Consider the following 22701-nt stretch of genomic DNA (forward strand, 5'->3'; position numbering starts at 1 on the left):
AACCCCCCGGCGGCCCCCCCCCCCCCAAACCGGCCCACGGCCCCCCCCCCCCCCCCCCCGGGGGGGGGGGCGGCGCCTGAGCGCACCGGTTATGCCTTGCGGCGGCGCAGCACCACGACGACCACGACGGCTGCCGCGATGACCAGCAGCGCGGCGATCAGCCAGACGACCCAGCCGTAGTCGATCGGGTTCTCGTCGGAGACCGTGTCGACGTCGGCTGTGGTGGCGGCCGGCGCAGCCTCCTCGACGGGCACGGCGCAGTCGGCCGCGGTCGTGAAGGCGATCGTCACGGGGTCGAGGGCCTCGCCGGCCGGGTAGGTGCCGAACGCCGCGGCGCCCGCATCGGTGAGGATGGCGGGAGCGGCAGTGATGGTCACGGCGCCTCCGTCGTTCTCGAGCACGCCCGTGAGGTCGAGCTCGGCGAACTCCACGGCCTTGTTGTCGACCACGGCGCCGTCTTGCGTGGTGCCCGAGACATCGAGCAGCAGCAGAGCGGATGACTCGTCGACAAACCTGATCTGTGGGTTGGCGACCGTGGTGTTCAGAACCCCGGAATGTCCGGTGAAGGCGATCGAACCTGCGAAGGCCAGCAGCCCCTCGCCCGACTCGGCGTCGTAACCGCCGGTGCCCGCGCTGAACCCGAAGTCGGGAACCGCGTAGGTGGCGCCGTCGGCCACGGTCCACTCGCCGTTGGCGATCGAGCCGCTGATGTAGGCGCGGAACGACTCCTTGAAGCCCCACGTGAGAGTGGCGTCGTCCACGACGCAGCCGGCGACCGTCGCGGCGAGTTCCGCGGCCGCGATCGTCAACTCGACGCCGCGGTCGACCGATCCTTGCAGCGTGAGCGTGTGCACTCCGCTCAGCCCGGCTGGGAGGCGACCCGTCCAGGTCACGACACCCCTCGCATCCGCTGTCGCGCTCGTGTCGAGCACCGCCGGCGTCGAGTAGATGACGACCAGGATGCCGGTCTCGTTCGGGCGGAATCCGCCGGCGGTGATGGTGACCTCGTCGCCGGCCGTGAGCGTCGTGCCCTGCGCGACCTCGATGCCCGTCGTCGCCGGCGGGGTCGGGGCCGCCGTGTTCGGCGCCTTGAACGAGGCGACGGTGGCGCCGACCGTGTTACTGACGACGTTGGGCGCGCCGATCACGAAGCTCACCGCGTCGAGTGGGGTGCCCGTCGAGTAGAACCCGGATCCGTTGAGGGAGAACACCGCGGCACCCTGCGACGTGAGCGAGGCGGGCACGCCCGAGTAGCTGACGGCGTTGCCGGGCGTCGAGCGCGATCCGGCCGCGAGGTCGAGCGTCGCGAACGGGGTGGAGGCGCCGCCGTTGACGCTCACGAGCAGCGTGCCCGAGGCGGCGCTGTCGACGCGCACGACCGGGTTGCCGAGGGTGATGTCGAGCAGGCCGGCGTGGCCGGTGAAGCGCACCGAGCCGCTGTAGTTCGACGAGCCGACACCGCTCGCACGGTCGAAGGTGCCGCCGGCGGCCTGACCGAAGGTATAGGAGCTTCCGGATGACGCGACGCCGGACGTGGTCACAGCTCCCTTGGCGATCGAGCCGGTCACGTAGTCGCGGAACGACTGCTTCACTCCCCAGGTGAGCGAGCCCGCCGCGAGGCTGGCGGGGGTGGCTACGGGAGCGAGAGCGGGCGGCACGACGATGGGCGGAACGGGATTCTCCGGCTCGGTCGGCGCGTTGGGGTCGGCCGGCACCGTCGTGTCGATGGTGAAGCTCACCGGGTCGAGCGACGTGCCCGCGCTGTAGAAGCCGCCGAACGCGGTCGCGCCGGCCGCGGTGACCGTCGCGGGTGCACCGGCGAAGCTCGTCGACGTGGCGGTCGAGCTCGTGGTGGCCGAGCCGAGGTCGAGGTTCGCGATGACCACCGGGTCTCCCCCGTCGACACTCACCGAGAGGGTGCCCGCCGTCGCACTCGCGACGCGGATGCTCGGGTTGCTGAAGTCGATGTCGAGCACGCCGGCATGACCGGTGAAGTGCACCGAGCCCGTGTAGAGCACGCTGCCGATACCGGTGGACGCGTCGTAGCTGCCGCCGCTTGCGGAGGGGAAGCTGTAGACGCCGCCGATGTCGGTGACGCCGTTCGTGGTGATCGTTCCGTTCGCGATCGGGCTGACGATGTAGTCGCGGAACGACTTCTTCACACCCCAGTCGAGGCTGGCGGTCGACGGCGCCGGCGCGGTGGCGGTCACCGAGACGGTGACCGCCGAACCCGCGAAGGCCAGCGGGTCGGTCGGCGCAAAGGTCGCGGTGTAGCTGGTCGTACCCGCAGCGAGCGGCGGGGTGACCTGGGTGGCGGTGCCGTCGGCGGTGACCGGCACGACGCCGACCGTCGCGCCACCCGAGGTGAAGGTGACGGTTCCGGCAGCGACCGGCGCGACCTTCGCTGTCAAGGCGGTGGCCGCGCCCGCCGTCACGGTCGACGGGGCCGCGGTGAGGCTGAGCGATGTCGCGGCCGGTGCGGTCGCGAAGGTGATCGGCACGGCGAGTTCGTTCGCCGACTGCACGACACCGCCTGCGCCGATGGTGAACACGGCGAGGGTCGCGCCGGCGCGGGTCTTCGCGTCGAGGGTGGCCTTGGTGATGGTGACGGTCCAGCTGAAGTCAGCCGTGCCGTCGCCGTTGTCGGTCCACGCGAGGTACGGAGCCGTCGGCGCCGATTCCTTGACCCACGCGGAGTACGCGTTCGAGCGGTTGGCCGACACCGCGCCAGCCGAGGGCCGCCAGGTCGAGTCGATCCAGCCGACCTGCGCGTAGAACCCGGCCTTGCCTGCGCCGTAGAGGTTCGCTGCAGTGGCCTGGTAGTTCGTTCCGGTTACAGTGACGGATTCACCGGCCGGGTTGATGCCAGTGGTCTTTGAGACGGACAGGCTGGGCGAGCCCTGGAACGTGATCGGCACGGCCGCCTCGTTGGCCGCTTGGGTGACGCCGCCGGCGCCCACGGTGAAGACCGCGAGGGTCGCACCGGCCCGGGACTTCGCGTCGAGGGTGGCCTTGTCGATGGTCACGGTCCAGCTGAAGTTCGCCGTTCCGTCGCCGTTGTCGGTCCACGCCAGATACGGAACGGACGGCGCCGATTCCTTCACCCAGGCGGAATAGGCGTTTGACCGCGCAGACGACGCGGCTCCGGCCGAGGGACGCCAGCTCGAGTCGAGCCAGCCGATCTGGGCGTAGAAACCGGCGTTGCCAGCCCCGTACTTGTTGGCGGCTGTGGCCTCGTAGTTGCTTCCGGTGACGGTGACGGTCTCGCCGGCCGGGTTCAGTCCGTTCGTCTTCGAGACGGACAGGGTGGGCGTCGTAACGACCGGCGTCGCGTTCACGGTGACGGTCGAGGCGGCCGACGTCGACGCGGTGAAGGCGGCCAGGTCGGTGGGGGTGAAGACGGCGGTGATCGGGTGCGCGCCCGCGGCCGCGAAGGTGACCGAGGTTGAAGCGGTTCCGGATGCGACGGGTGCGGTCGCGAGGGATGTCGCGCCGTCGAAGAACTCGACGGATCCGGCGGCGCCCGCGGGGGTCACCCGAGCGGAAAGCGGCACCGCGCTGTTGAGGGTGGCCGTGGCGGGGGCCATGACCGTGGTCGTGGTGGCGACGGCCGGCGCAACGGGCGCAGCCACGGCGAGCTGGATCGTGACCGGGTCTAGCGCCGAGCCTGCGACTCGCTTGCCGGCGGCGCTGTCGGTTGCGCTGACGAAGGTCGCGAGCACAGAGGTGCCCGCTTCGGTGATCGTCGCGGGAACGGCGGTGAACGTGATGAGCGTTCCCTCCGCATTGACCGTCGGCGTCACCGCCGAAAAGTCGAGGTTCGCGACCGTGCGCACGGCCTGCATCGCCGTCGGCAGCTCGGGGTTCGTCTTGTGCGAATCGCCCGCGGTGACGCCCGACAAGGTCCCGGTGGAACCGTTGATCGTCACGACCGGGTTGGAGAGGTAGAAGTAGTTGCCCGCGACCACACCAGGCGTCTGGGGGAATCCGGCCATGTAGCCGATGCGCGCGTTGCCCGTGAAGGCGAGCGTGCCGCTCTTCCTCGCCGGGTCGTACGTCGACGTCGTAGCGGCGGGGAAGCTGAAGGTGTCAGCCGCGGTCTGCGTTGCGCCGCCGGCGACACCGCGGGTCGCGAACACGGCGCGGTAGTCGGCTGCGATCCCCCAGTCCAGGCTCCCGCCGGTGATGGTGGCGGGCGCCGCCGATGCGGGGGTCGTGGCGATGAGGCTGCCGCCTGAGATGAGTGCCACGGCGATGAAGCCGGCCACCCATCTGCTGAGGCGTGAGGTGACTGTGTTCACGGTGGCGTGTGCTCCAAGGGGTCGCACCGGGCACCACAACGCAGCACGAGGCCGTGCGGGCGAGAGGAGACCGGAGCCGGGAAGGACGAACAAGTTAGCTAAGGCTAGGCTTACTTGATGACCCTATTGCGTCCGCGTTCCGCTTGTCAAAATTTTGTTAGGGCAGCCTAATAACCCGTCAGCTGACGCCCGCCCGGTACATCGAGATGTGGGCGATCCCGGCCTCGTCGTAGGGTTCACCGAAGGCCTCGAAGCCGGCTTTTGCGTAGAGCGGAGCGACATACTGCTGAGCATGCAGCAGCAGGGCCTCGCCGCCATAGAGGCTTACGACCCGGTTCAGCAGAAGCTGCGCGAGTCCCTCGCCGCGCCGATCGGGCCGCACGACGACGCGGCCTACCACGCGGTGGGCGTCGAGGTGTTCCGGCGATTCGTCGAAAAGCACACGCAGGTACGCGGCTGTACCGATCGCATCCGCAATATAGACGTGCACCGCGGTCTGGTCGCGATTGTCGAGTTCCTCCTCGTCGACCTTCTGCTCGACGAGGAAGACGTCGGTGCGCAGCTTGAGCAACGAATAGAGGTCTGAGGTTGTGAGTTCGCCCCACTGCTTAACGACGATGGAACAATCTGACATGGGCCCGAGTTTAATAGAGAGGAAGACAACTCTTCCCCTCTTCAAAAGGAGAACAGACATGACCACCAAGATCGTCAAGACCGAGGAAGAGTGGCTCGCCGAGCTCGGACCCGTGCAGTACAAGATCCTTCGCGAGGCCGGAACCGAGCGCCCCTTCTCGGGCGCCCTGCTCGACGAGAAGCGCGACGGCGTCTACACCTGTGGAGCCTGCGGAGCGGAACTCTTCAAGAGCGGCGCCAAGTTCGAGTCGGGCAGCGGATGGCCCAGTTTTTATGAGTCCATCAACCCGGAGGCCGTCACCCTGGTCGTCGACAAGAGCCTCGGGATGACACGCACCGAGATCCGTTGCGCCACCTGCGACTCACACCTCGGCCACCTGTTCGACGACGCGTACCAGACCCCGACCGGCGACCGGTACTGCATGAACTCGCTGTCGCTCGGCTTCAAGGAAGAGTAAGTGACGGCACTCGACGCGGTACTGCGTCGGCAGTCACACTCGAAGGTGACCGCCGACGCCCCCAGTCGGCTGCAGCTGCTGCCTCTCGTCGAGGCAGCAGCGACGGTCGCAGACCACTCCGGGCTGAAGCCGTGGCGGCTCATCGAGCTGCGCGGCGACGCCCGCCTGCGGCTCGGTGCCGCGTTCGCCGAGGCGACCGGCGCCCAGGGCAAAGACGCCGAGAAGGCCGCGTCGAAACCGCTGCGTGCGTCGTTGCTGATCGCCGTGGTGTTCGTGCACAAGCCGAGTTTCAAGGTGCCCGCGTGGGAGCAGGAGGCCGTGGCATCCGGGGTCGCGCACATGCTCAGCCTGCTTCTCGACGAGGCGGGCTGGGGCGTGTTCTGGCGCAGCGGCAACTTCACCCGCAGCGAGCCGGTGCACCGCATGCACGAGCTCGCACCGAACGAGCAGCTGCTCGGCTGGCTCTACGTGGGCGGGCTGCCCGACCGCACCAAGAGCGACAAGCGCAAGCGGCTCGAGATCGGGCGCTACCTGTCGGAACTGAGCTGACTCTGGTGCCTACCGCGAAGTAGCACTATTACTGTCTGCATGAACGACACAACGGGACTCACAAAAGACGCCGGCTGGGAGCTCGGGGTGCGGCGCACCGTCGCCGCCCCGCTGGACGAGGTCTGGGAGTACTTCGTGGTCGACGGGCTGCCCACCTGGCTCGGCAACACGACGCTCGGACTGCACAAGGGCGACACCTACCGCACCGCGGAGGGCGTGAGCGGCGAGATCCGCAGCCGCACCGACCAGCTGCGGCTGCGGCTCACCTGGCAGCCGGACGACTGGGACCACGACACCACCCTGCAGGTGACGCTGATGCAGGCGGCGACGGGAACGACAATCGGGTTCCACCAGGACCGCCTCGCCTCGGCCGAGGAGCGCGCCCGCATGCTCGAGCACTGGACCGCGGTGCTCGAGCGAGTGGTCGACGACCTAGCCTGACCCACGGTGCCGACCGGGGCGCCACCGCCCAGTAACATTGACGTGTGCCAATTCTCGGCGCGTCGCCCCCTTAGCTCAGTTGGCCAGAGCACCGCTCTTGTAAAGCGGGGGTCGTCGGTTCGAATCCGACAGGGGGCTCCAAAAAAGGGCCAAAGATTTGGCGCTTTTTGGAGCCCGTCTTTCGGCAGGCGCTGCGCTCGGGACGATTAGCCCCACGTTGTCAGAACGGGCGCAAGAAGCCAGAAGGCCTTCTCAGAAGTCCTCCCGCAATCCCCGCCGAACCGCAGATAGCCGCTACAGCGTCAACTTCTGATCGCACCGGCACGATAGGTGCTCGTGCACCGAGCAAGTAGCATGACGGCCATGAGCTTTCCGTCGGGGTCGCAACGTCGGCTAGCAGTCCGAATCGGCATTGTCGCGTTCGTCGCACTTTTGGCCATAGGCGTTCTCATCCAGTGGAATTTCGTTACCGCCCTGGTGAATGGCGACATCCATTGGTGCACGACGTCAAGCGATGAATACGTGCCCGGCGAGGGATACGACCCCAACATGATGAGCTGCTAGGGACCCGAAGTTCCGCACGTTTTACTACTTATTCGAACAGCCGGCGGTCGGCCGGATCAGGCGCCCATCGATCGATGCGATATCGCAATTCCGGCTTGTCCTCGAGGTATCGGACGAGAGCCGCTATGACAACCGGGCGTCTTTGCAGGACGGGCACCACCAGTAGGGGTGTTGCATCATGCCGGCTACCTCAGGGCGGTCAAACACTCCCGGCACCGCGGCGTCGCCAGATCGGCATCGTCCATCCGCGCAGCGTAAGGGGGTGCTTCACGGACGGCAATCAGGCTTCCGGCCGCAGCGGTGTGGGCCTCCAGTCGCGTGGGCCGTCCTCGGTCCGCAGGGGGAACGGGGCGGTCGGCGGGATGAACGGCAAGGGTCTGTTGGCGTGCGCCATGGTGGAATACTTCGCGTTGAGTTTCCGGGCGCCGCGGTTGTTCCGGAACTGGCGCCACTGTCGGCCTGCCCAACGCATGGAGCTGATGATGCCGATCGTGAAGAACAGCGGCACGAACAGAGCTGCGATCCAGAAAAAGAGGATGCGCTCATTGGTCCACACGAAATCTTCCACGCCCGACCGTATCGCCGGGTGCGACTCGTGCGCGTCCCCCCATTCGAGTAGCGCGACGGGCGATCCCCGCCGCTCGAAACTCACGGGATCGGGTGCAGCTGCTCTGAGCCGCGCGGCTGACAAAAATGAGAAATGGCCGGGTCCATCAGTGCCCGCGTTGTCTGACGCCGCGTCCACTCCATAGGACAATGGGCCGGTGCCCCTTCCCGCTGCCCTGCTCGACCTGCTTCGCAAGCCAAGCCCCTGCTTCCTGTCCACGATCATGGCCGACGGCTCCCCGCAGGTGACCGAGACCTGGGTCGACACGGACGGCGAGCACGTCCTTATCAACTCGGTGGTCGGGTACGTCAAGGTGCGCAACATCGAACGCGACCCTCGCGTGGCTGTGGCGATCCAGGATCCCGAGAACCCGTTCCGGTACATCCAGGTGCGCGGCGAAGTCATCAGCATGGCGACCGAGGGCGGCGCGGAAAGCATCGAGGCGATGTCGCAGAAGTACACCGGCCGGCCCTACCCCTGGTACGGCGGGCGTGACCAGCAGCGTGTCATCCTGACGATCAAGGCCACCAGCATCAGCGGCCAGGGCTGACCCGCCAGCTGTCGGACCTCAACGGGTCAGGTCGTTCGACGTAGGGTTTTGATCGCCCGAACGGCGACCCAGATACCGAATGGCACAAGCAGCGCACCGATCACCCACATCGGTAGGCCTCTGGGACTCGTGCCTCCGGGAACGACCACCAACGCCCACACCGCCACGGCTTCGGTGAAGACCGCCAGACCGATCTGGGCCCACGCGGCAGTGCGGTCTCCCGGGTGACTGGCCAAGATATTCCTCCAATAGTGGCGACGCGACGGGCCGCCCTAAATAGAGAACGACGACGTCGGGTTCGGAATCTCCGCCAGAACCCTGTCGATCGCGCGGCGCAATGCTGCTGTCGCCGCCGTGGGATCGCCGCCATATCCGCTATTCATGGCGCCGTCGCGGGCGAGAAGCACGTCGTCGGCGGCGTCGGCCGGATAGTTGTGGCCGGCTCGGCGCAGAACTTCGGTGGCCGCCCCGGTGTACCACTCCCGGTGTTGTTTTACGGCCGCCTGCACGGCTACATAGTCCCGGCATTCGATAGCCGCGTTGATGAACGCGCACCCGTGGAAACCGGGGCTGGCGACGTCGACGATGACCTCGGACAGCACCATGTTGAGCACGAGCTGATGGGAAAGCTCGGTCGCGGCGATCGTCGAAAACAGGGCGACGTCGCTCTCGTGCCGCCGCGTGATGTAGGCCACGATCAGGTCTTCTTTGGACGCGAACGCCCGAGCGAACGCGCGGGTGGACACGTCGGCTTGAAACGCGATCGCATCGATCGTGGTCTGGTGGATGCCACCCGTGTAGAACATGTAGTCGGCGACTTCGAGCACCCTTTCGCGCACCGCGCCCGAAGGGTTCGCGGGCGGGGCGGGCCGGGAATGCATAGCCACGTCGAGGCTCCTGTCTGGTGGGTTTTCAACCTACGGTCACCTCTTGCTGATATTCAGCAAAGTGCAAAGGTACAGGTGGCCCCCTCGACGCGCCCGCATCGCGCAGGGCCCGTTGCGACACGGGACGTTTGTTGCTACCGGGCGGGCGCTACCCGACGGCCGGCTGTAGCGCGGTGGCCGGCTTCTTGTTACGACGGTCTTCGCGAATGACGCTGATGACGCTGAGGGCGATGGCGATCCACAGCAAGAACTGCACGGTGGCTGCGAACCATGAGCTACCCGTCATCTCGTGGTCGTTGCCGATGGAGACGGTGGGTGTGTCGTCGCCGAGGTAGAGCACCCAGTCGGTGGCGGCGTGGAGCAGGATGCCGATCCAGAGGCGTCCCGTGACGCGGCGCACCCAGTAGTACGTGACGCCGACGGCGGTGAGCGCCGTGAACTGAACGGCGATTACTGCGATGGGCACGCCGCTGATAAGGCTTCCCGGGATGTGGGCCGCCCCGAAGACGACAGCGGTGGTGAGCAGCGCGACGATTTCGCGGTGTCGCGCGCGGACAGCGGTGAGCAGGATGCCGCGGATGGCGAGTTCTTCGCCCAATCCGACCATCAGCGTTCCCAACGCTATTAGGGCGATGAATCCGGCGGAACGGGAGGCCCACGGAACCTCGCCGAGCTGACTGATCGGGAGGAGGAGCGCGAGCACGGGGATGAACACCAGCCACCAGCGGCGAGGAGTCAGCGTGGGTGTGGGCTGCTCCCGCCACACGTCGGCGCCCCACCCCGACCAGCGGAGAAACAGGAGCAGGAAGCCGATGGCCAGGGGCAACGGGATGAGGTGGCCGAGGGCGAACTGTGCAACGGCGTCGTCCTCGTCGGCCAGAGCGCCGACTAAATTACCGAGCCCTGCCGCGAACAGTATGTAGACAGCTACGACCCCGAGAGCGACCCATACGTTGCGCGGGCGGCCACCGGTTTCGAGAGTGGTCACAACGCCTCAGACGCAACGGGTAGGTTCGCGCGGGCGGTGACGCGCCCGCGGATGAAGATCAGCGCAATCAGGGCGGCGAGCACGAACAGGTAGTTGAACGGAGCCGCGACGTCGAGAATCGGACTATGTGCGGCGCCGTTGCTCGCGTCGACACCGCCCGCAGCCAAGAACGTGGTCGGGTCGGTGAGGGCGTGAATCAGCATCGCCCAGACGATGTTGCCGGTGGCGCGCATGACCAGGTACATCATCAGCCCGAAGCCGAACGTGAACACGACGGTCACGAGGACGACGAGGACGGCTTGCCCGGATAGCAGGTTGAGAAGGTGCGACAGGGCGAAGATCAGCGATGACAGAACGGCGACCGTCCACTCGCGGTGACCGCCGTCACGGAGGATTTTCACGACGATGCCGCGATATAGCAACTCTTCGGTGAACCCGATGAAGAGTCCGACGAACAGCGACGTCGCGACCACCGCGACACCGTATTCGGCGTAATCGATGCCGGCAAATCGCAGCACGATCGGCACGATTACCAGCACCACGAAAATCCACATCCACCACCGGCCCGGAACGGGCTGCCGGGAGAAAATGGGACGCACCCAGCCGACGGATGCCACGAAGATCACGAGCAGCGCAGCGCCGACGACGATCGGAGCCCCGATGCCGAAGAACACGCTGGCCGGGTTCGCGAAGATATTATCCTTGTCGACGAAATCGCCGAAGAGAGCGCCGAGAATGAAACCGGCGAGGCGATACAGGGCGAGGTACAAGACCACCACGAGGGCGGCTTTCCACCAGCGGCCCTCTGCCCAGAATTTCTGCCAACCCGTCGCTCGCAACTCGGTCATCGACTCCCCATCTGCATTTGGTCGAGCTCTCGGCGTCGCGACACAAACGCACCTTATTGCGCGAACGAAGAAAAAATCAATGACCAGAAAATCATGCACGAATCGGCATGTGCTGTCGCAGTATGAATATTGGTCGTTACACCAGTGCTTACCCGTTCCACGTAGACCAGGCTCACCTCACCCGCGGAACCGCAGTCCCCGGCGGGACCTACACTGCTTCCCGAATCACGTTGGTTGAACAAGACCGCCACGGTTCCCGTCTGCACACGCATCCTGATCGACGCACACGACTATCCCACCGCCGACCGCAAATGCCTCCCGTAACCGCAAAGGGAACTAGATGATCGAACTGCTCAACGTCACGAAACGCTACGACGACAAGGTCGCGGTCGACGATGTGTCATTCGCCCTGAAGCCCGGTGTCGTCACCGGCCTTCTCGGCCCGAACGGGGCGGGAAAATCGACGACGATGCGCATGGTGCTCGGCCTCGACCATCCGACGTCCGGCCGGATTACTGTCGACGGCCGGCCGTTTCGTGACTCTCCCACTCCGATGCACACCCTCGGTGCCATGCTCGACGCTCATGCCGTGCACAAAGGCCGCACGGCACGAAACCACCTTCAGGCGCTGGCCGTCTCCAACGGGATCCCCGACTCCCGCATCGACGAGGTGCTGGCTCTCGTCGGACTCACCTCCGTCGCCGACAAACGGCTGGGGTCCTTCTCGCTCGGTATGGGACAACGTCTTGGCATAGCGACCGCGCTGCTCGGACGCCCGCGTGCTCTGATGCTCGACGAACCGGTCAATGGCCTCGACCCCGAAGGGGTGCTCTGGGTGAGGCAGCTGGTTCGATCGCTCGCAGAACAGGGCACGACCGTGCTCGTCTCGAGCCACCTCATGGCCGAGATGGCTCAGACCGCGGATCACCTCATCGTGATGGGTCGGGGACGGCTCATCACCGACGCGCCCATCGACGACGTCATCAACAGATTCACCCGCTCGACGGTCGACGTCCGCGCTCCCCAGCCTCAGGCGCTGATCGACGCCATTAGGAAGGAAGGCGGAGAAGCCGTGACCAACGACGACGGCTCCCTGTCGTTCACACGTATAGCCGTCGAACGAGTCGGCGAACTGGCCGCGGCGACCGCGACGGTGCTGCACGAACTCGTCGCACACCACGGGTCTCTCGAAGACGCCTTCCTCGAGCTGACGAAAAACGACGTCGAGTACACACCGAGCACGCAAGGAGCCACCCAGTGACCGGCACGGAGACGACCGAATACCGCGTGACGCTGCCTCGCGTGATCCGCGGCGAGTGGGTGAAACTCCGAGGTCAGCGCTCGATCCGGTGGGTGATCGCGCTCGCCGTGGTCGTACCGCTTCTCGCCATCGCGATCTGGGCCCTGACCCAGTCGCCGGCATCCCCCCGGCGCTTCGACGAAGTCGACGTCGTACTGGGCTCGGTTACCTCGTCCATCTTCGAGACGCTGGTGCTATTCACGCTCCTCGGTGCCCTCGTGGGAACGAACGAATACGAGACGCGCACAATCACCACGACCATGGCCGCGATCCCGAGAAGATGGCCGGTCGTCGTCGCGAAAGCCGTGGTCGTCGCTGCGATCTCGGCGGCCGTCAGCCTCATCGTGCTGTTCTCGGGTCTCGGTATTGCGTCCCTCATCGTCCCCACGTCCGCACCGGTCGGCCTCGCGGACCCCGGCGTGGTCGCTGCCCTTCTGGGAACGGCGCTGTTCCAGACTTCCGCCGCCGTCATCAGCCTCGCCATCGCCCTCGTCTTGCGCTCGAGTATCGGCGCGATCGCGGGCACCTTCGGCTTCCTGTATGTGGTGCCCGGCGTGTTCAACATCCTGCCGCTCACCCCGGTGCAGTTCTTTGCGAGCACGTTCCCCGGGCCGGCGTCCGGCTCGCTGACCGCGCTGGTGGACGCCCCCGGCCAGCTTCCCTACGGCGCATCCGTCGTCGCGGTGCTGGTGTGGACTGTGGTGTGGTTCGGGATCGCCCTGCTGACGACGGAGAAACGCGACGTGTGAAACGACGGGCCGGATGATCGGCTCGCCAAAACACCCTAGAGCGTCGACTCCAGGTGCCACACTTTCGCGACGATCTGCCATCCGTCCGCACCGTCGACGAACGAGAGCTGATCGACGAAGATGCTGTCGATGGCGCGCAGCCGTAGGCGAACGATAGCCGCGGCATCCGAAAGCCAATCGATGTTGAGTACCTCTTCCGTGCGTTCGTGACCGGTGGATACCGGCGACGTACGGTTCGCGACCACCTCGCGCCAGACCGGGTAGGGGTCGACGGTCACCACCCCTTCATCGACGTCGAAGAGCGAGCTCGCGGGGTGGAACACCTCGTTCAGCAGCGTGACATCGCAGTTGTAGATGCCGCGAAAGTAGACGTCGACGGCGTGGTTGAGTTCTTCGGTTCGGCGCATGCGTCAACCGTGGCAGACGGATGCGCCCGCTCGCGGCGGTCAAGCTGGGATTGGCGGTTTCTGTATCGAAGTTGGCCGAATCAGGGGCCGCCGAGCCAGTGGTCGATGCGGTGGTGGTCGGGCGTGAATCCGTGGTTGACGCCCCAGAGCACGGCCTGAGTGCGCGAGGTGGCACCGATCTTGGCGTAGACGTTGCGGATGTAGAGCTTCACCGTGTTCGGGCTCAGGTAGGTGAGCGCCGCGACCTCGGCGTTGCTCTTGCCCTGGGTGATCAGCGCGAGGATCTCCGCCTCCCGGTCGGTGATGCCCTCGTGACGGCCCGGCCATTCGATGCCGGGGGCGTTGCCGGCCCGGCGGGGAGGGTCGCTCACCACGACCTCGCCGTCGCGGACTGCTTCCAGCGCCGCGACGAGTTCGCGGGCCGTGAGCGACTTCGACAGGTAGCCGCGAACACCCTGCTCGAGGGCTTGGGCGACGAGCGACGGGTGGAAGTTCCAGGTGTAGACGACTACATGGGAGGCACGCGGGCTGCGCACGAGAGCTGCGATCTCGTCGTGATCCGACTCGGGTTGCGCGAAGGAGTCGTACAGCACGATGTCGACGGTGTCCTTGAGGTCGAAGTTCGCATCGATCTCCGCGACCACGACCCGGTGGCGATAGTGGTCGAACATGTGGGCTAGGCCCGCGAGCACGACGTCGTAGTCGTCGACCAGCGCGACGGTGAGGGGCTCGGCCATGCCTTGACGATACGCCCAATAGCACGACACGACTACACCCTTTGGGGTGTACCGGCGATTGAGCAGGTCTGGCTGAATTGCTCTCGGGTCGACATCCGTCGGACCATTACGCACACTTCGGTGTGCAGAAGAAAGGATGACCCATCATGCTCGGTCTCATCATCAGCCTCATCATCGTCGGCCTCATCGCCGGCGCTGTCGCCCGTCTGGTTATCCCGGGACATCAGAACATCAGCATCCCGATGACCATCCTGCTCGGCATCATCGGGTCGTTCGTCGGTGGCTTCCTCGGCTTCCTGATCTTCCAGCGCGACGCGATGGACGGCTTCTTCCAGCCCGCAGGCATCATCGGATCGATCATCGGCGCGATCATCGTGCTGTTCCTCTACGTGCGCTTCGCGGGCCGCGGCGCCGCTCGGCGCTAGTCGGTCGTGGCCCGTCCGGTGCTGGTTCAGCACCGGGCGGGGTTTCCGCCGCCTGCAATCTTCTCTGCCGCGATATCGTGGCCGCAGTACCGCAGTCGCTGCAGTACCGCAGTCGCCGCCGTACCGCAGTCTCAGAGGAGAGCAAGATGCAGCAGGATGCGCCCGACCACTATGACGTCGCCGTGATCGGCGCGGGTCCGGCGGGCACCGCCGCGGCCCTGCGTGCGGCAGAGCTGGGTGCGCGGGTCGTTGTACTCGAGGCCGGCCGCCTCGGCGGCACCTGCGTCAACACCGGCTGCGTGCCCACTCGCGTGCTCGCCAAGACGGCCCGCATGATGCGCGAGACCCGAACCGCGAACGCCTACGGCATCGAGGTGGGCGAGCCGATCATCGACTGGGCGCGCGTCGTCGAGCGCGTCGAAGAGCGTGTCGAGAAGGTGCGCTCGATCAAGCGCGAGGCCGCCAAGTTCGCGGCGGCGGGCATCGACCTCGTGCAGGAGGGTCGCGCACAGTTCGAGAGCGACAGCGTTCTCGTGCTCGACAGCGGCCGACGTGTCAGCGCCGATTCCATCCTCATCTGCGTCGGCGGACATTCGCGCCGGCTGCCCGTACCCGGGGCCGAGCTCGCGACAGTGCCCGAAGACATCCTCGGCCTCCCCGCCCTCCCCCGCCGCGCGGCAGTAATCGGCGGAGGCAACACCGGAGCGCAGCTCGTCACCGTACTGGCCTCCTTCGGGTCGGAGGTGACGCTGCTCGACGTGGCTCCCCGCATCCTGACCACGTCGGATGCCTCGATATCCGAGCTCGTCGCGTCGTCGTTCACCGCGCAGGGCGTGCGGGTACACGTCGGCATCGAGGGCGTCGATTCGCTCGAGAAACGCGACGACGGGTCGATCACCCTGACCTGGCGCGACGCCGACGGTCTGCACGCCGACCCGTTCGACGTCGTCATCATGGCGACCGGATGGCCCGCCGACGTCAATGGCCTGGGCCTCGAGCGGGCCGGCCTCCAGATCGAGCGGTCATCGATCCCGGCAGACCAGTACTTCCGCACCGTAGTGCCGCACATCTTCGCCGTGGGCGACGCGAACGGGCGCGACATGCTCGTGCAGGCCGCGCAGTTCGAGGGCGAAGCGGCTGCGGAGAACGCGGTGCTCGGCGCCAACCGGCGCACACCCCACCACCTTCTCCCCGCGGGCGGGTTCACCGATCCCGACTACGCCGGTGTCGGCCTCACCGAGGCCGAGGCGCGTGAACGCGACCCCCAGTGCGTCGTAGCGACGGTGCCTTACGGCGAGGTCGACCGCGCCGTAATCGACGACCGCGAGACCGGTTTCCTCAAGCTCATCGCCGACCGGCGGCGCGAGCTCATCCTCGGCGCCCACGCCGTCGGGGAGAACGCCGTCGAGGTGATCCAATCGGTGACCACCGCGATGGCCGCGGGCATCGACGTGACGACCCTGGCGAACGTGCGATTCGCCTACCCGACCTACAGCGTCGTTATCGGCAAGGCGGCGCGCGCTCTGGCGCAGAGCCCGAAGCCCGACGCCGCCCTGGCCTGAGCGGAAAACTGACTCTCGGAGCAGGGCGGCGCCCGCCTGGTGATTCCACGGAAGCAAAACATCAGCCTCCCGACCATGCTGCTCGGCAACATTAACTCGTCTGTCGGCGGCGTGCTTGAGTGACCTATCCAGATCTGAACGAACTCGGCCTAATAGATCTAACTATCGAGCAATAATCGCTATCGTTGGTCCGACGCCGTGGAACGCCAACGCGCGGCGCGAAACGGAGTTACTTTGTCTGACAAACCCATCCTGTTGTTCCTTCACGGCGTTGGGAGCGGCGATCTCAACGGGATCGGATTGAGCCGATTGGGAACAAGCCTGGCGGATCTTGGCTACCCCGCTCTCGAAACCGCACAGGTGATCGCGCCCAAGTATGCTCACGCCTTGATCGGTTCGGATGACAATGACCTGATGCCCGGCGTGACGATTAAGGACCCTGCCCGGGACGCGGCGAAGAAGAACCGTCGAGATTTCGAGCGCCGCACAGCAGCCATCGAGTTCAGATTGGGTCGTCATGATCTCGGCAAGGGCTGGCCAGGTGGGGACGCTGTCGTCGACGCTTCGGCCGCCCTCCCGAATTTCGCGCAAGCGCGTAACTACCTGAAGAACCAGCAGATTCGCGCACAAGTCCTGACCCGCATACTTCGAACGCTGCCCGACTCAGGCCGGCTCGTGATCGTCGGCCACAGCCTCGGATCGGTGATCGCCGCCGACCTTCTACGCCGATTGCCCACCAACCTCGAAGTCGTCGGGATGGTGACGATTGGCAGCCCGTTAGCGCACGGCAGCTTCGCAGTCGACAAACTGCGGGACACCCTGAAGGAACCGCCGAGGAACCTTGGGTGGTGGGTGAACTTCTGGAACGAACTCGATCCCGTGGCGGCTCATCGAGGCGTTTCGTCCGTTTTTCCCTGGATCATCGACTTCCGAGTGCGCACGAAGTTCGGAATCCATGTTCATGATGCAGTGGAGTACCTTGCGGACGAGGCGGTCGCCGCTGCCATCGGTTTTGCCCTCTTCGGTTCCAGTTCGAAAGAACTCCACCGCATCGACAGAGGTGTTGATATACCCACCGACTATGAAGAACGCATCGTGTTGCTGGCGTTGCGCTACGCCCACCTCGTTAGTTCGCAGCTAAAAGGTGAGATACAGGATCGGTACGCTGGCGCGCTCCGGCAGGTGCAGGCGACAGTAGTCGATGGCATCCGGGCGCGGAATGCCCTTGAGAACCGAGCGATGCCTTCGGCAGTCGCACGACTTGCGTTCGACTTCTCCGATCCGCACGCGGTCGTGCCCGAGCCGTCTCCGAGCAGTTACTTTGAGAAGGACGAAGCGGTCGCGTTGTTCACGGTACTCGCAGCCGAAAACGTCATACGGCCGTTCGAAATCACTATTCCGAAGGACGACCTTCAGGCGGCTATGAAGGACCTTTCTGCCGAAATGGGACTCGGAAGCCAGTTTGGCGCCGACGCTATCGCCGCCGGAAAGATCGCGCAGGAAGCTCTGAGCGGTGCCCGCGGAGTCAACTGGGTCAAGTTGGGCGCGATGGGTGTCGGCGCTGCGGCAATCGTGGTCGCAACCGGAGGTCTAGCGCTCGCGGCGGCACCGGGGCTTGCCGGCGCGGCAGTGATAACAAGCGCACTGGCGAGCTTTGGACCCGGAGGAATGATCGGAGGCCTCCTGACTGCTGGCAGCCTCGTAACCGCCGGCGGCGGCGGAATCGCGTTCGGACTCGCTAGCCCCGGAACCACGGCAGAAACCCTCGAAGCCGTCGTAGAACGTCGGCTGGCTGCGACGATCCTTCGCCAACGCCAACATCTCGACCCGGATCCGGATGTTTGGAAGATGCTGGCTGAGACGGAGATCGAGGTTCGGCGTGAGCACGAGCGGCTCGATGAGTTCTCAGATGCTTCGTCACCCGCGCTGAAAGAACTGAAGCAGAAGATCGAAACCATCGAGCGTGCTCTGAAATATTTCAGTGATAACGGTCTCGAGCCAGATGTTCTTTCCGACTTCACCGACGACGCGGCATAGTCGGAGCTTTACTTCCATGGAGCCACATGGACATTCCGTTTGAGGGCAGGGCCACTCCAAGTATCGACCGAATCACCTACGTCAATTTTGTCGAATGCCTATTAGCGGCAGTACCCGAAACCGCCTGCGTCATCGAAGACGAAGATCCCTACTTCGAGGGCGACCTCCTTCTGCACCCCTTGATGTCCGCGTTGCGCAGATTTGCGACGCAATCGTTCCATGGTCAACACCGAGATGTCTTGGACAGGTTGTTGGCGTTCGTCGACTCGGCACTGACGAGCGGCAACTACGCGGTGAACAACGCTGTCTGCGTTTCCTTCATAGAACATGCAGGAGATGACACTAGAGAGACATCTGAGTTCATCGGTCAGTGGCCGAAGTCCATGTTGGAAGAACGCGATCGCCAGTTGAATTGGCGCCCACGGTGAAACGCAACTCGACTCCGACGCACCGCAGCAGTATGCGATAACCGCACCCGCTGTTGCACTCACTCAAGCAGTCCCGAATCGAGGCGCTGGTTCAGCTTGTGGCGGGTTCGTCAGGAACCTTGTCGACCTCGTCCGACATTCCGATGGTCGCATCGAACTGCGCCATAACGAGGGCAGCGGTGCTGGTGAACCCCGCGGTCAGTGCGAGCAGCATGGAGGGGACGTAAGCCTCGGGAGATGGCTGCCACCCGTCGATGATCCACGGCAGGATCACGAGCGCGATTACAGCGGCGGTGCTGAACCAGTGGTTTACCAGCAGGATCCACGAACCGCCGGAGCCTCCCCTCACCACCATGCTCCGCCCCGTGTCGAGGGTCGACGCGATCAAAATGAGGCTGAAGACAATAAAGACGATTGCGCCGACCAGGGTGTTCATCGACACCAGGGCTAGCGACACGAAGAGGGGCACCGCGAACGCAATGAATATCCACTGCACGCCAGCGCGCAGATAGCGGTCCGCGGCCGCGGACGCAGTGAGATGCCGGTGCTGTTCGGAGTCGATGTAGAAGAAGACACCGACGAGAAACGCACCTATCAAGGTGGCGGAAACGCCGGCGAGGGCTGTCAGGAAAGCTTGTTCTTCAACGATCACTGGCGCACCCCTTATGGCGATCAATAATCACGTACTCTACCGGCACCCGCGCTCCGGAGCCGGCTTTAGGAGTACCGCTCTTCCCGCCACGGGTCGCCGTAGATGTGGTACCCGTTCTGCTCCCAGAACCCGGGATCATCCTGCGATTGCATGACGAGGCCGCGGATCCATTTGGCGCTCTTCCAGAAATAGAGGTGCGGAATAAGGAGTCGTGCCGGACCACCGTGCTCGGCTTCCAAGGGCTCGCCCTCGAACTCATACGCGATCCAGGCTTGCCCGTCGAGCAGGTCTTCTAACGGGATGTTGGTCGTGTAGCCGCCGTACGAATGCGCCATCACGAAGTCGTGTACGGATTCGACTTCTTCGAAAAGAGTGTCGAGAGAGACTCCGCGCCACGAGGTTCCCAGTTTCGACCATCGAGTGACGCAGTGGATGTCCGTGGAAACGTCCTCAGAGGGCAATGCGAGGAACTCGTCCCACGACCAGCTGTGCTTCTTGCCGGTTTCGGAGTTTATGGAGAAGTCCCATTCAGCCGTATCGACTCTGGGGGTCGGACCAGCAGACAGCACGGGAAAGTCTTCGGTGAGGAACTGCCCCGGAGGAAGGTCCGGGTTGGCGTCGCGCTGCCGTCCGCCGAATCCACGTGATATGACCGCCATGGCTATCTCCTCTGATTGGTCACAGGGTACCCGTCGAGCCGTTTTTGTGGCGTCCCGCCGTTGACCGACGTTGCATCGCGACCAAGAGCTTTACGGGTGACCCGAACCCGAGCGAACAAACGGAACGATGGCGCACACGATACGGGGACTCAGCATGACATCCAGACGACCGCGTCTTTTCAACCTCATCCGTCGAGTTGTCCCGGTTCTCGTCCAGCATGGCTGTCGCTCAAACCTCCGTCGACTACATCAACGGCATTCCGCAGCGGCCTTACTAGACGATCCCCGGTTGGTTACTGTGTCGAGAAAGAGTCATCGACAAGGGGTACTCATTGCGTAATCTGACCGCTATCTCGGCACTTCTGATTGGCGCAGGCTTCGCTGCAGCGCTGACAGCCGCGCTGAGCTACTTCACCCGATACTCCATGTTTGATGCGCTCCATGGCGAGATCGATTCGGCGCTGTACCTAAGAATTACGGCTATGACGTCTTTCGAGAAGGCGGCAGTTGTGTGCGGCATCGCCGCGCTTTTCGTCGGTCTCGCCCTCACCCTCGCACGTCTGATTGGTAGTCACCGTTCGGTCTAAGTTCGACGCGGGCCTGCGCTCCACGCCGCGGCCAGCATCGTGATCCCGGCCGCTGCCGCGGAAATCGCGACCACGGTCTCCGTCCACGGAGTCGTATCGTGCGACTGGTAGCCGGCAATTGCTGGAGCAGTTGCGAACGTCGCGATCAGGTATCCCGGGACGGTGTTGCCGAGAAGGAGCAGGCTGCTCACCGCGGCCGCGCGCGAGACGCGTGCCCAGAGAATGGCAAGTCCGATCAGGCACAGACATCCGATCGCGCTGATGGACCATTGCAGGCTGATCCAGTCCTGAACGGGCGAAGGGACTCCAGATACGCCGGACAATACGGCGTGGACGCCGTCGAGGGCGAAGGATCCGGCGACGATGGCTGCGAGCAGCCCTGCCACGATGCCGGTGTGGACGGCCACGGCTGCAGCCGCCGCCAGAACGGCCAGAGCGAGCAGGAGATAGCCGAGCCCGTACAGTTCTGCGGCATTGCCGATAGGAACCCACGGATCGGCGGGGTACGCGTAATCGTAGAGATGGTCCTCGGCCGAGGGGTCCCGGGGGGAGCGGTCGTCGCGGAACCACACCCACCGTTGCAGAGAGGCGGTCATCTGCAGCGCCGCGGAGCCGAGCATCAGTACACCCGCGACGGCGGCCCACCTAGGAGAAATTGATGGAGGACGAGTGACCTCCACGCCCTGGCTTGGAAGGTCGACAGTCGTCATGCGGTCAGAGTATCGACTGCGCACGACCACGTGAAAGACCCATGCTCGTGAACAGCGCGTGCACGCATGCGTCAGTTCTCAGGGCGCCGTCCGTCGCGGTTCAGGCTCAAAACGCCAGCGATAATGGCGGCGATGCCGAGCGGAATGCCCAAGAAGATCAGTGTTCCTGCGCGACCGCCGGGCGCAAGCCCGAAGCCGCCGGACAGGCCGATGGCAGAGAAGATGCAGGCGAACACGCCGAAACCGATGAGCGCCCATCCGTCGGTCGACTTGCCGCTCCTCAAGAACACGCGACCTCCAGGTTGTTACCAGAACGACGCGTTGGCGCCTCCCGTCGGAAGAAGTAAAGCATGGGGGGGCGTTGGCGACGATCGTCGGCAAACTGATCACCGCGCTCGCCGTGTCAGAAGTTCATACTGGACGGATGGATGGCGGACGGTTGGACAAGCTGCGCGCTGAGGTTCGAGACATCGCGTGGGAGTTGGATCCGGCCGGAATTGGCGGAGAGGCCGACTGGCCTCGCGACGAGTACGACGCGTATGTCGACGGCGCCGTCAGCTCGCTGATGACCCGCGGAGTTGAGGCAGCCGCAGCCCGTCTTGCGGAGTAGCTTCAGAACCGGATGGGAGTGGCGATCGCAGTGGATGTGATCGCGGCGAAGCTCAGTCGGATACCCACCGAGCTCCTTAGCTAGACGCGCAAAAGTAGCGGATGCCCCTGTCCCCTCGGGCCGCGAACGTGCCACACTTCCCCCGTGACCGATCACCGCAGAATGTTGCTCGATACCGCCGCGCTCTACTTCCGTGCGTTTCACGGTGTGCCCGACACGGTGCGCGCACCCGACGGCTCCCCCGTGAATGCGGTGCGCGGCCTGCTCGACATGATCGCCAAATTCGTGGGCGAGTTTGAGCCGACCGAGATCGTCGCGTGCTGGGACGACGACTGGCGACCGCAGTGGCGGGTCGACCTGATCCCGTCGTACAAGGCCCATCGTGTCGCCCGCGAGACCGACGCCGGTTCGGTCGAGGAATTGCCCGACCTGCTCGCGCCGCAGGTGCCGGTCATTCGCGAAGTTCTTGCCCAGTTGGGCATCCCCGTGGTCGGCATGGCCGACTACGAGGCCGACGACGTCATCGGCACCTTGGCCAGCCGCTCGAGAATTCCCGTCGACATCGTCACCGGCGATCGCGACCTGATTCAGCTGGTCGATGACGCCCACGATGTGCGAGTGATCTACACGGGGCGGGGCATGTCGAACCTCGACCTGCTCACCGACGGTGCGGTGGAGAAAAAGTACGGGGTGACCCCGCGGCAGTACGTCGACTTCGCGGTGCTGCGCGGCGACCCGTCCGATGGCCTTCCCGGCGTCGCGGGTATCGGAGAGAAGACCGCCGTCGCATTGCTCACCGAGTTCGGCAGCCTCGACGGGATCATTGCCGCTGCCGCCGACCCGAAAATCCCGCTCGGCGCCGCCGTGCGCTCGAAAGTGAATGCCGCCAGCGACTACCTAGCGGTGGCGACCAAGGTCGTCGAGGTCGCGCGCAACCTCGACCACGCCGACCACGCCGGCCGCATCACCGCGATCACCCCGCAACCGGCGGTCGCGCTCCACGGGTAGTCGG

General features: G+C 65.2%; 25 protein-coding genes and 1 tRNA gene. 14 read left to right on the forward strand and 12 right to left on the reverse strand.

Annotation, left to right across the window (positions count from 1 at the left end; all coding sequences use genetic code 11):
* Positions 1 to 89 precede the first annotated feature (89 nt).
* Positions 90 to 4301, reverse strand: coding sequence for an HtaA domain-containing protein (locus tag ACLQ6X_RS04810; RefSeq protein WP_411699034.1), 4212 nt, complete (start codon positions 4299 to 4301; stop codon positions 90 to 92).
* A gap of 178 nt (positions 4302 to 4479) precedes the next feature.
* The gene (locus tag ACLQ6X_RS04815) at positions 4480 to 4935 is read right to left on the reverse strand and encodes a GNAT family N-acetyltransferase (protein ID WP_411699035.1); all 456 of its coding nucleotides are present in this window, start codon (positions 4933 to 4935) and stop codon (positions 4480 to 4482) included.
* Between the two features lie 58 nt (positions 4936 to 4993).
* Here ACLQ6X_RS04815 and msrB point away from each other — a divergent pair, with 58 nt between their 5' ends.
* From msrB to ACLQ6X_RS04835, 4 genes are all read left to right on the forward strand, one after another.
* Positions 4994 to 5392: a peptide-methionine (R)-S-oxide reductase MsrB gene (gene msrB / locus ACLQ6X_RS04820; protein ID WP_411699036.1), complete on the forward strand. Its 399-nt coding sequence runs from the start codon at positions 4994 to 4996 to the stop codon at positions 5390 to 5392.
* A complete protein-coding gene (locus ACLQ6X_RS04825; RefSeq protein WP_411699037.1) occupies positions 5393 to 5941 on the forward strand; it encodes a nitroreductase family protein in 549 nt (182 codons plus the stop codon).
* A gap of 39 nt (positions 5942 to 5980) precedes the next feature.
* The gene (locus ACLQ6X_RS04830; RefSeq protein ID WP_411699038.1) at positions 5981 to 6382 is read left to right on the forward strand and encodes an SRPBCC domain-containing protein; all 402 of its coding nucleotides are present in this window, start codon (positions 5981 to 5983) and stop codon (positions 6380 to 6382) included.
* A gap of 64 nt (positions 6383 to 6446) precedes the next feature.
* Positions 6447 to 6523: transfer RNA gene (locus ACLQ6X_RS04835), tRNA-Thr, on the forward strand.
* Between the two features lie 703 nt (positions 6524 to 7226).
* Here ACLQ6X_RS04835 and ACLQ6X_RS04840 read toward each other — a convergent pair.
* On the reverse strand, positions 7227 to 7514 hold the full coding sequence (locus tag ACLQ6X_RS04840) for a hypothetical protein (RefSeq protein ID WP_411699039.1): 288 nt from the start codon (positions 7512 to 7514) through the stop codon (positions 7227 to 7229).
* A 196-nt stretch (positions 7515 to 7710) separates the two neighbouring features.
* Between ACLQ6X_RS04840 and ACLQ6X_RS04845 the strand changes: the two genes are divergently transcribed.
* Complete coding sequence (locus tag ACLQ6X_RS04845) at positions 7711 to 8103, forward strand: PPOX class F420-dependent oxidoreductase (protein WP_411699040.1); 393 nt, start codon at positions 7711 to 7713, stop codon at positions 8101 to 8103.
* A gap of 272 nt (positions 8104 to 8375) precedes the next feature.
* Here the strand turns inward: ACLQ6X_RS04845 and ACLQ6X_RS04850 are convergent, their stop codons facing one another.
* The 3 genes from ACLQ6X_RS04850 to ACLQ6X_RS04860 form a co-directional block, all read right to left on the reverse strand.
* On the reverse strand, positions 8376 to 8984 hold the full coding sequence (locus tag ACLQ6X_RS04850; RefSeq protein WP_411699057.1) for a TetR/AcrR family transcriptional regulator: 609 nt from the start codon (positions 8982 to 8984) through the stop codon (positions 8376 to 8378).
* A gap of 154 nt (positions 8985 to 9138) precedes the next feature.
* Positions 9139 to 9978 carry a lysostaphin resistance A-like protein gene (locus tag ACLQ6X_RS04855; protein ID WP_411699041.1) on the reverse strand — a complete coding sequence of 280 codons (840 nt, stop codon included), beginning with the start codon at positions 9976 to 9978 and terminating at the stop codon, positions 9139 to 9141.
* Complete coding sequence (locus ACLQ6X_RS04860; protein WP_411699042.1) at positions 9975 to 10826, reverse strand: CPBP family intramembrane glutamic endopeptidase; 852 nt, start codon at positions 10824 to 10826, stop codon at positions 9975 to 9977. The genes ACLQ6X_RS04855 and ACLQ6X_RS04860 overlap by 4 nt, the downstream gene beginning before the upstream one ends.
* A 340-nt stretch (positions 10827 to 11166) precedes the next feature.
* Here ACLQ6X_RS04860 and ACLQ6X_RS04865 point away from each other — a divergent pair, with 340 nt between their 5' ends.
* On the forward strand, positions 11167 to 12087 hold the full coding sequence (locus tag ACLQ6X_RS04865; RefSeq protein WP_411699043.1) for an ABC transporter ATP-binding protein: 921 nt from the start codon (positions 11167 to 11169) through the stop codon (positions 12085 to 12087).
* Positions 12084 to 12875: an ABC transporter permease gene (locus tag ACLQ6X_RS04870; protein ID WP_411699044.1), complete on the forward strand. Its 792-nt coding sequence runs from the start codon at positions 12084 to 12086 to the stop codon at positions 12873 to 12875. The genes ACLQ6X_RS04865 and ACLQ6X_RS04870 overlap by 4 nt, the downstream gene beginning before the upstream one ends.
* 35 nt (positions 12876 to 12910) lie before the next feature.
* Here ACLQ6X_RS04870 and ACLQ6X_RS04875 read toward each other — a convergent pair whose 3' ends face one another.
* Together ACLQ6X_RS04875 and ACLQ6X_RS04880 are read right to left on the reverse strand one after the other, a co-directional pair.
* Positions 12911 to 13282 (reverse strand): nuclear transport factor 2 family protein, encoded by a 372-nt coding sequence (locus tag ACLQ6X_RS04875; protein ID WP_411699045.1) that lies wholly within the window; start codon positions 13280 to 13282, stop codon positions 12911 to 12913.
* Between the two features lie 80 nt (positions 13283 to 13362).
* On the reverse strand, positions 13363 to 14019 hold the full coding sequence (locus ACLQ6X_RS04880) for a DNA-binding response regulator (protein ID WP_411699046.1): 657 nt from the start codon (positions 14017 to 14019) through the stop codon (positions 13363 to 13365).
* Positions 14020 to 14165: 146 nt separating this feature from the next.
* On the opposite strand from ACLQ6X_RS04880, the gene ACLQ6X_RS04885 reads away from it, so the two are divergent.
* The 4 genes from ACLQ6X_RS04885 (at position 14166) to ACLQ6X_RS04900 (ending at position 18471) form a co-directional block, all read left to right on the forward strand.
* The gene (locus tag ACLQ6X_RS04885; RefSeq protein ID WP_411699047.1) at positions 14166 to 14444 is read left to right on the forward strand and encodes a GlsB/YeaQ/YmgE family stress response membrane protein; all 279 of its coding nucleotides are present in this window, start codon (positions 14166 to 14168) and stop codon (positions 14442 to 14444) included.
* Positions 14445 to 14590: 146 nt separating this feature from the next.
* Complete coding sequence (locus ACLQ6X_RS04890; RefSeq protein WP_411699048.1) at positions 14591 to 16006, forward strand: dihydrolipoyl dehydrogenase family protein; 1416 nt, start codon at positions 14591 to 14593, stop codon at positions 16004 to 16006.
* 234 nt (positions 16007 to 16240) lie between these two features.
* Positions 16241 to 18043 carry a hypothetical protein gene (locus ACLQ6X_RS04895; protein ID WP_411699049.1) on the forward strand — a complete coding sequence of 601 codons (1803 nt, stop codon included), beginning with the start codon at positions 16241 to 16243 and terminating at the stop codon, positions 18041 to 18043.
* A 26-nt stretch (positions 18044 to 18069) separates the two neighbouring features.
* Positions 18070 to 18471: a hypothetical protein gene (locus ACLQ6X_RS04900; protein ID WP_411699050.1), complete on the forward strand. Its 402-nt coding sequence runs from the start codon at positions 18070 to 18072 to the stop codon at positions 18469 to 18471.
* 91 nt (positions 18472 to 18562) lie between these two features.
* Here ACLQ6X_RS04900 and ACLQ6X_RS04905 read toward each other — a convergent pair whose 3' ends face one another.
* Both ACLQ6X_RS04905 and ACLQ6X_RS04910 read right to left on the reverse strand, forming a co-directional pair.
* Positions 18563 to 19123, reverse strand: a complete 561-nt coding sequence (locus ACLQ6X_RS04905) for a hypothetical protein (protein ID WP_411699051.1) — start codon at positions 19121 to 19123, stop codon at positions 18563 to 18565.
* A 65-nt stretch (positions 19124 to 19188) separates the two neighbouring features.
* On the reverse strand, positions 19189 to 19782 hold the full coding sequence (locus ACLQ6X_RS04910; protein ID WP_411699052.1) for a sulfite oxidase-like oxidoreductase: 594 nt from the start codon (positions 19780 to 19782) through the stop codon (positions 19189 to 19191).
* A 332-nt stretch (positions 19783 to 20114) separates the two neighbouring features.
* Here ACLQ6X_RS04910 and ACLQ6X_RS04915 point away from each other — a divergent pair, with 332 nt between their 5' ends.
* The gene (locus tag ACLQ6X_RS04915; RefSeq protein WP_411699053.1) at positions 20115 to 20369 is read left to right on the forward strand and encodes a hypothetical protein; all 255 of its coding nucleotides are present in this window, start codon (positions 20115 to 20117) and stop codon (positions 20367 to 20369) included.
* On the opposite strand, the gene ACLQ6X_RS04920 is transcribed toward ACLQ6X_RS04915, so the two are convergent.
* Positions 20366 to 21079: a hypothetical protein gene (locus tag ACLQ6X_RS04920; protein ID WP_411699054.1), complete on the reverse strand. Its 714-nt coding sequence runs from the start codon at positions 21077 to 21079 to the stop codon at positions 20366 to 20368. The genes ACLQ6X_RS04915 and ACLQ6X_RS04920 overlap by 4 nt on opposite strands.
* 71 nt (positions 21080 to 21150) lie before the next feature.
* Entirely contained in the window at positions 21151 to 21369 is a 219-nt protein-coding gene (locus ACLQ6X_RS04925) for a hypothetical protein (RefSeq protein ID WP_411699055.1), read from the reverse strand.
* Between the two features lie 71 nt (positions 21370 to 21440).
* On the opposite strand from ACLQ6X_RS04925, the gene ACLQ6X_RS04930 reads away from it, so the two are divergent.
* Positions 21441 to 21689, forward strand: coding sequence for a hypothetical protein (locus ACLQ6X_RS04930; protein WP_411699056.1), 249 nt, complete (start codon positions 21441 to 21443; stop codon positions 21687 to 21689).
* Positions 21690 to 21851: 162 nt separating this feature from the next.
* Complete coding sequence (locus ACLQ6X_RS04935; RefSeq protein ID WP_411699058.1) at positions 21852 to 22697, forward strand: 5'-3' exonuclease H3TH domain-containing protein; 846 nt, start codon at positions 21852 to 21854, stop codon at positions 22695 to 22697.
* Positions 22698 to 22701 lie beyond the last annotated feature (4 nt).

The sequence above is a fragment of the Conyzicola sp. genome (genome assembly GCF_046714715.1).
Lineage (GTDB): Bacteria > Actinomycetota > Actinomycetes > Actinomycetales > Microbacteriaceae > Conyzicola.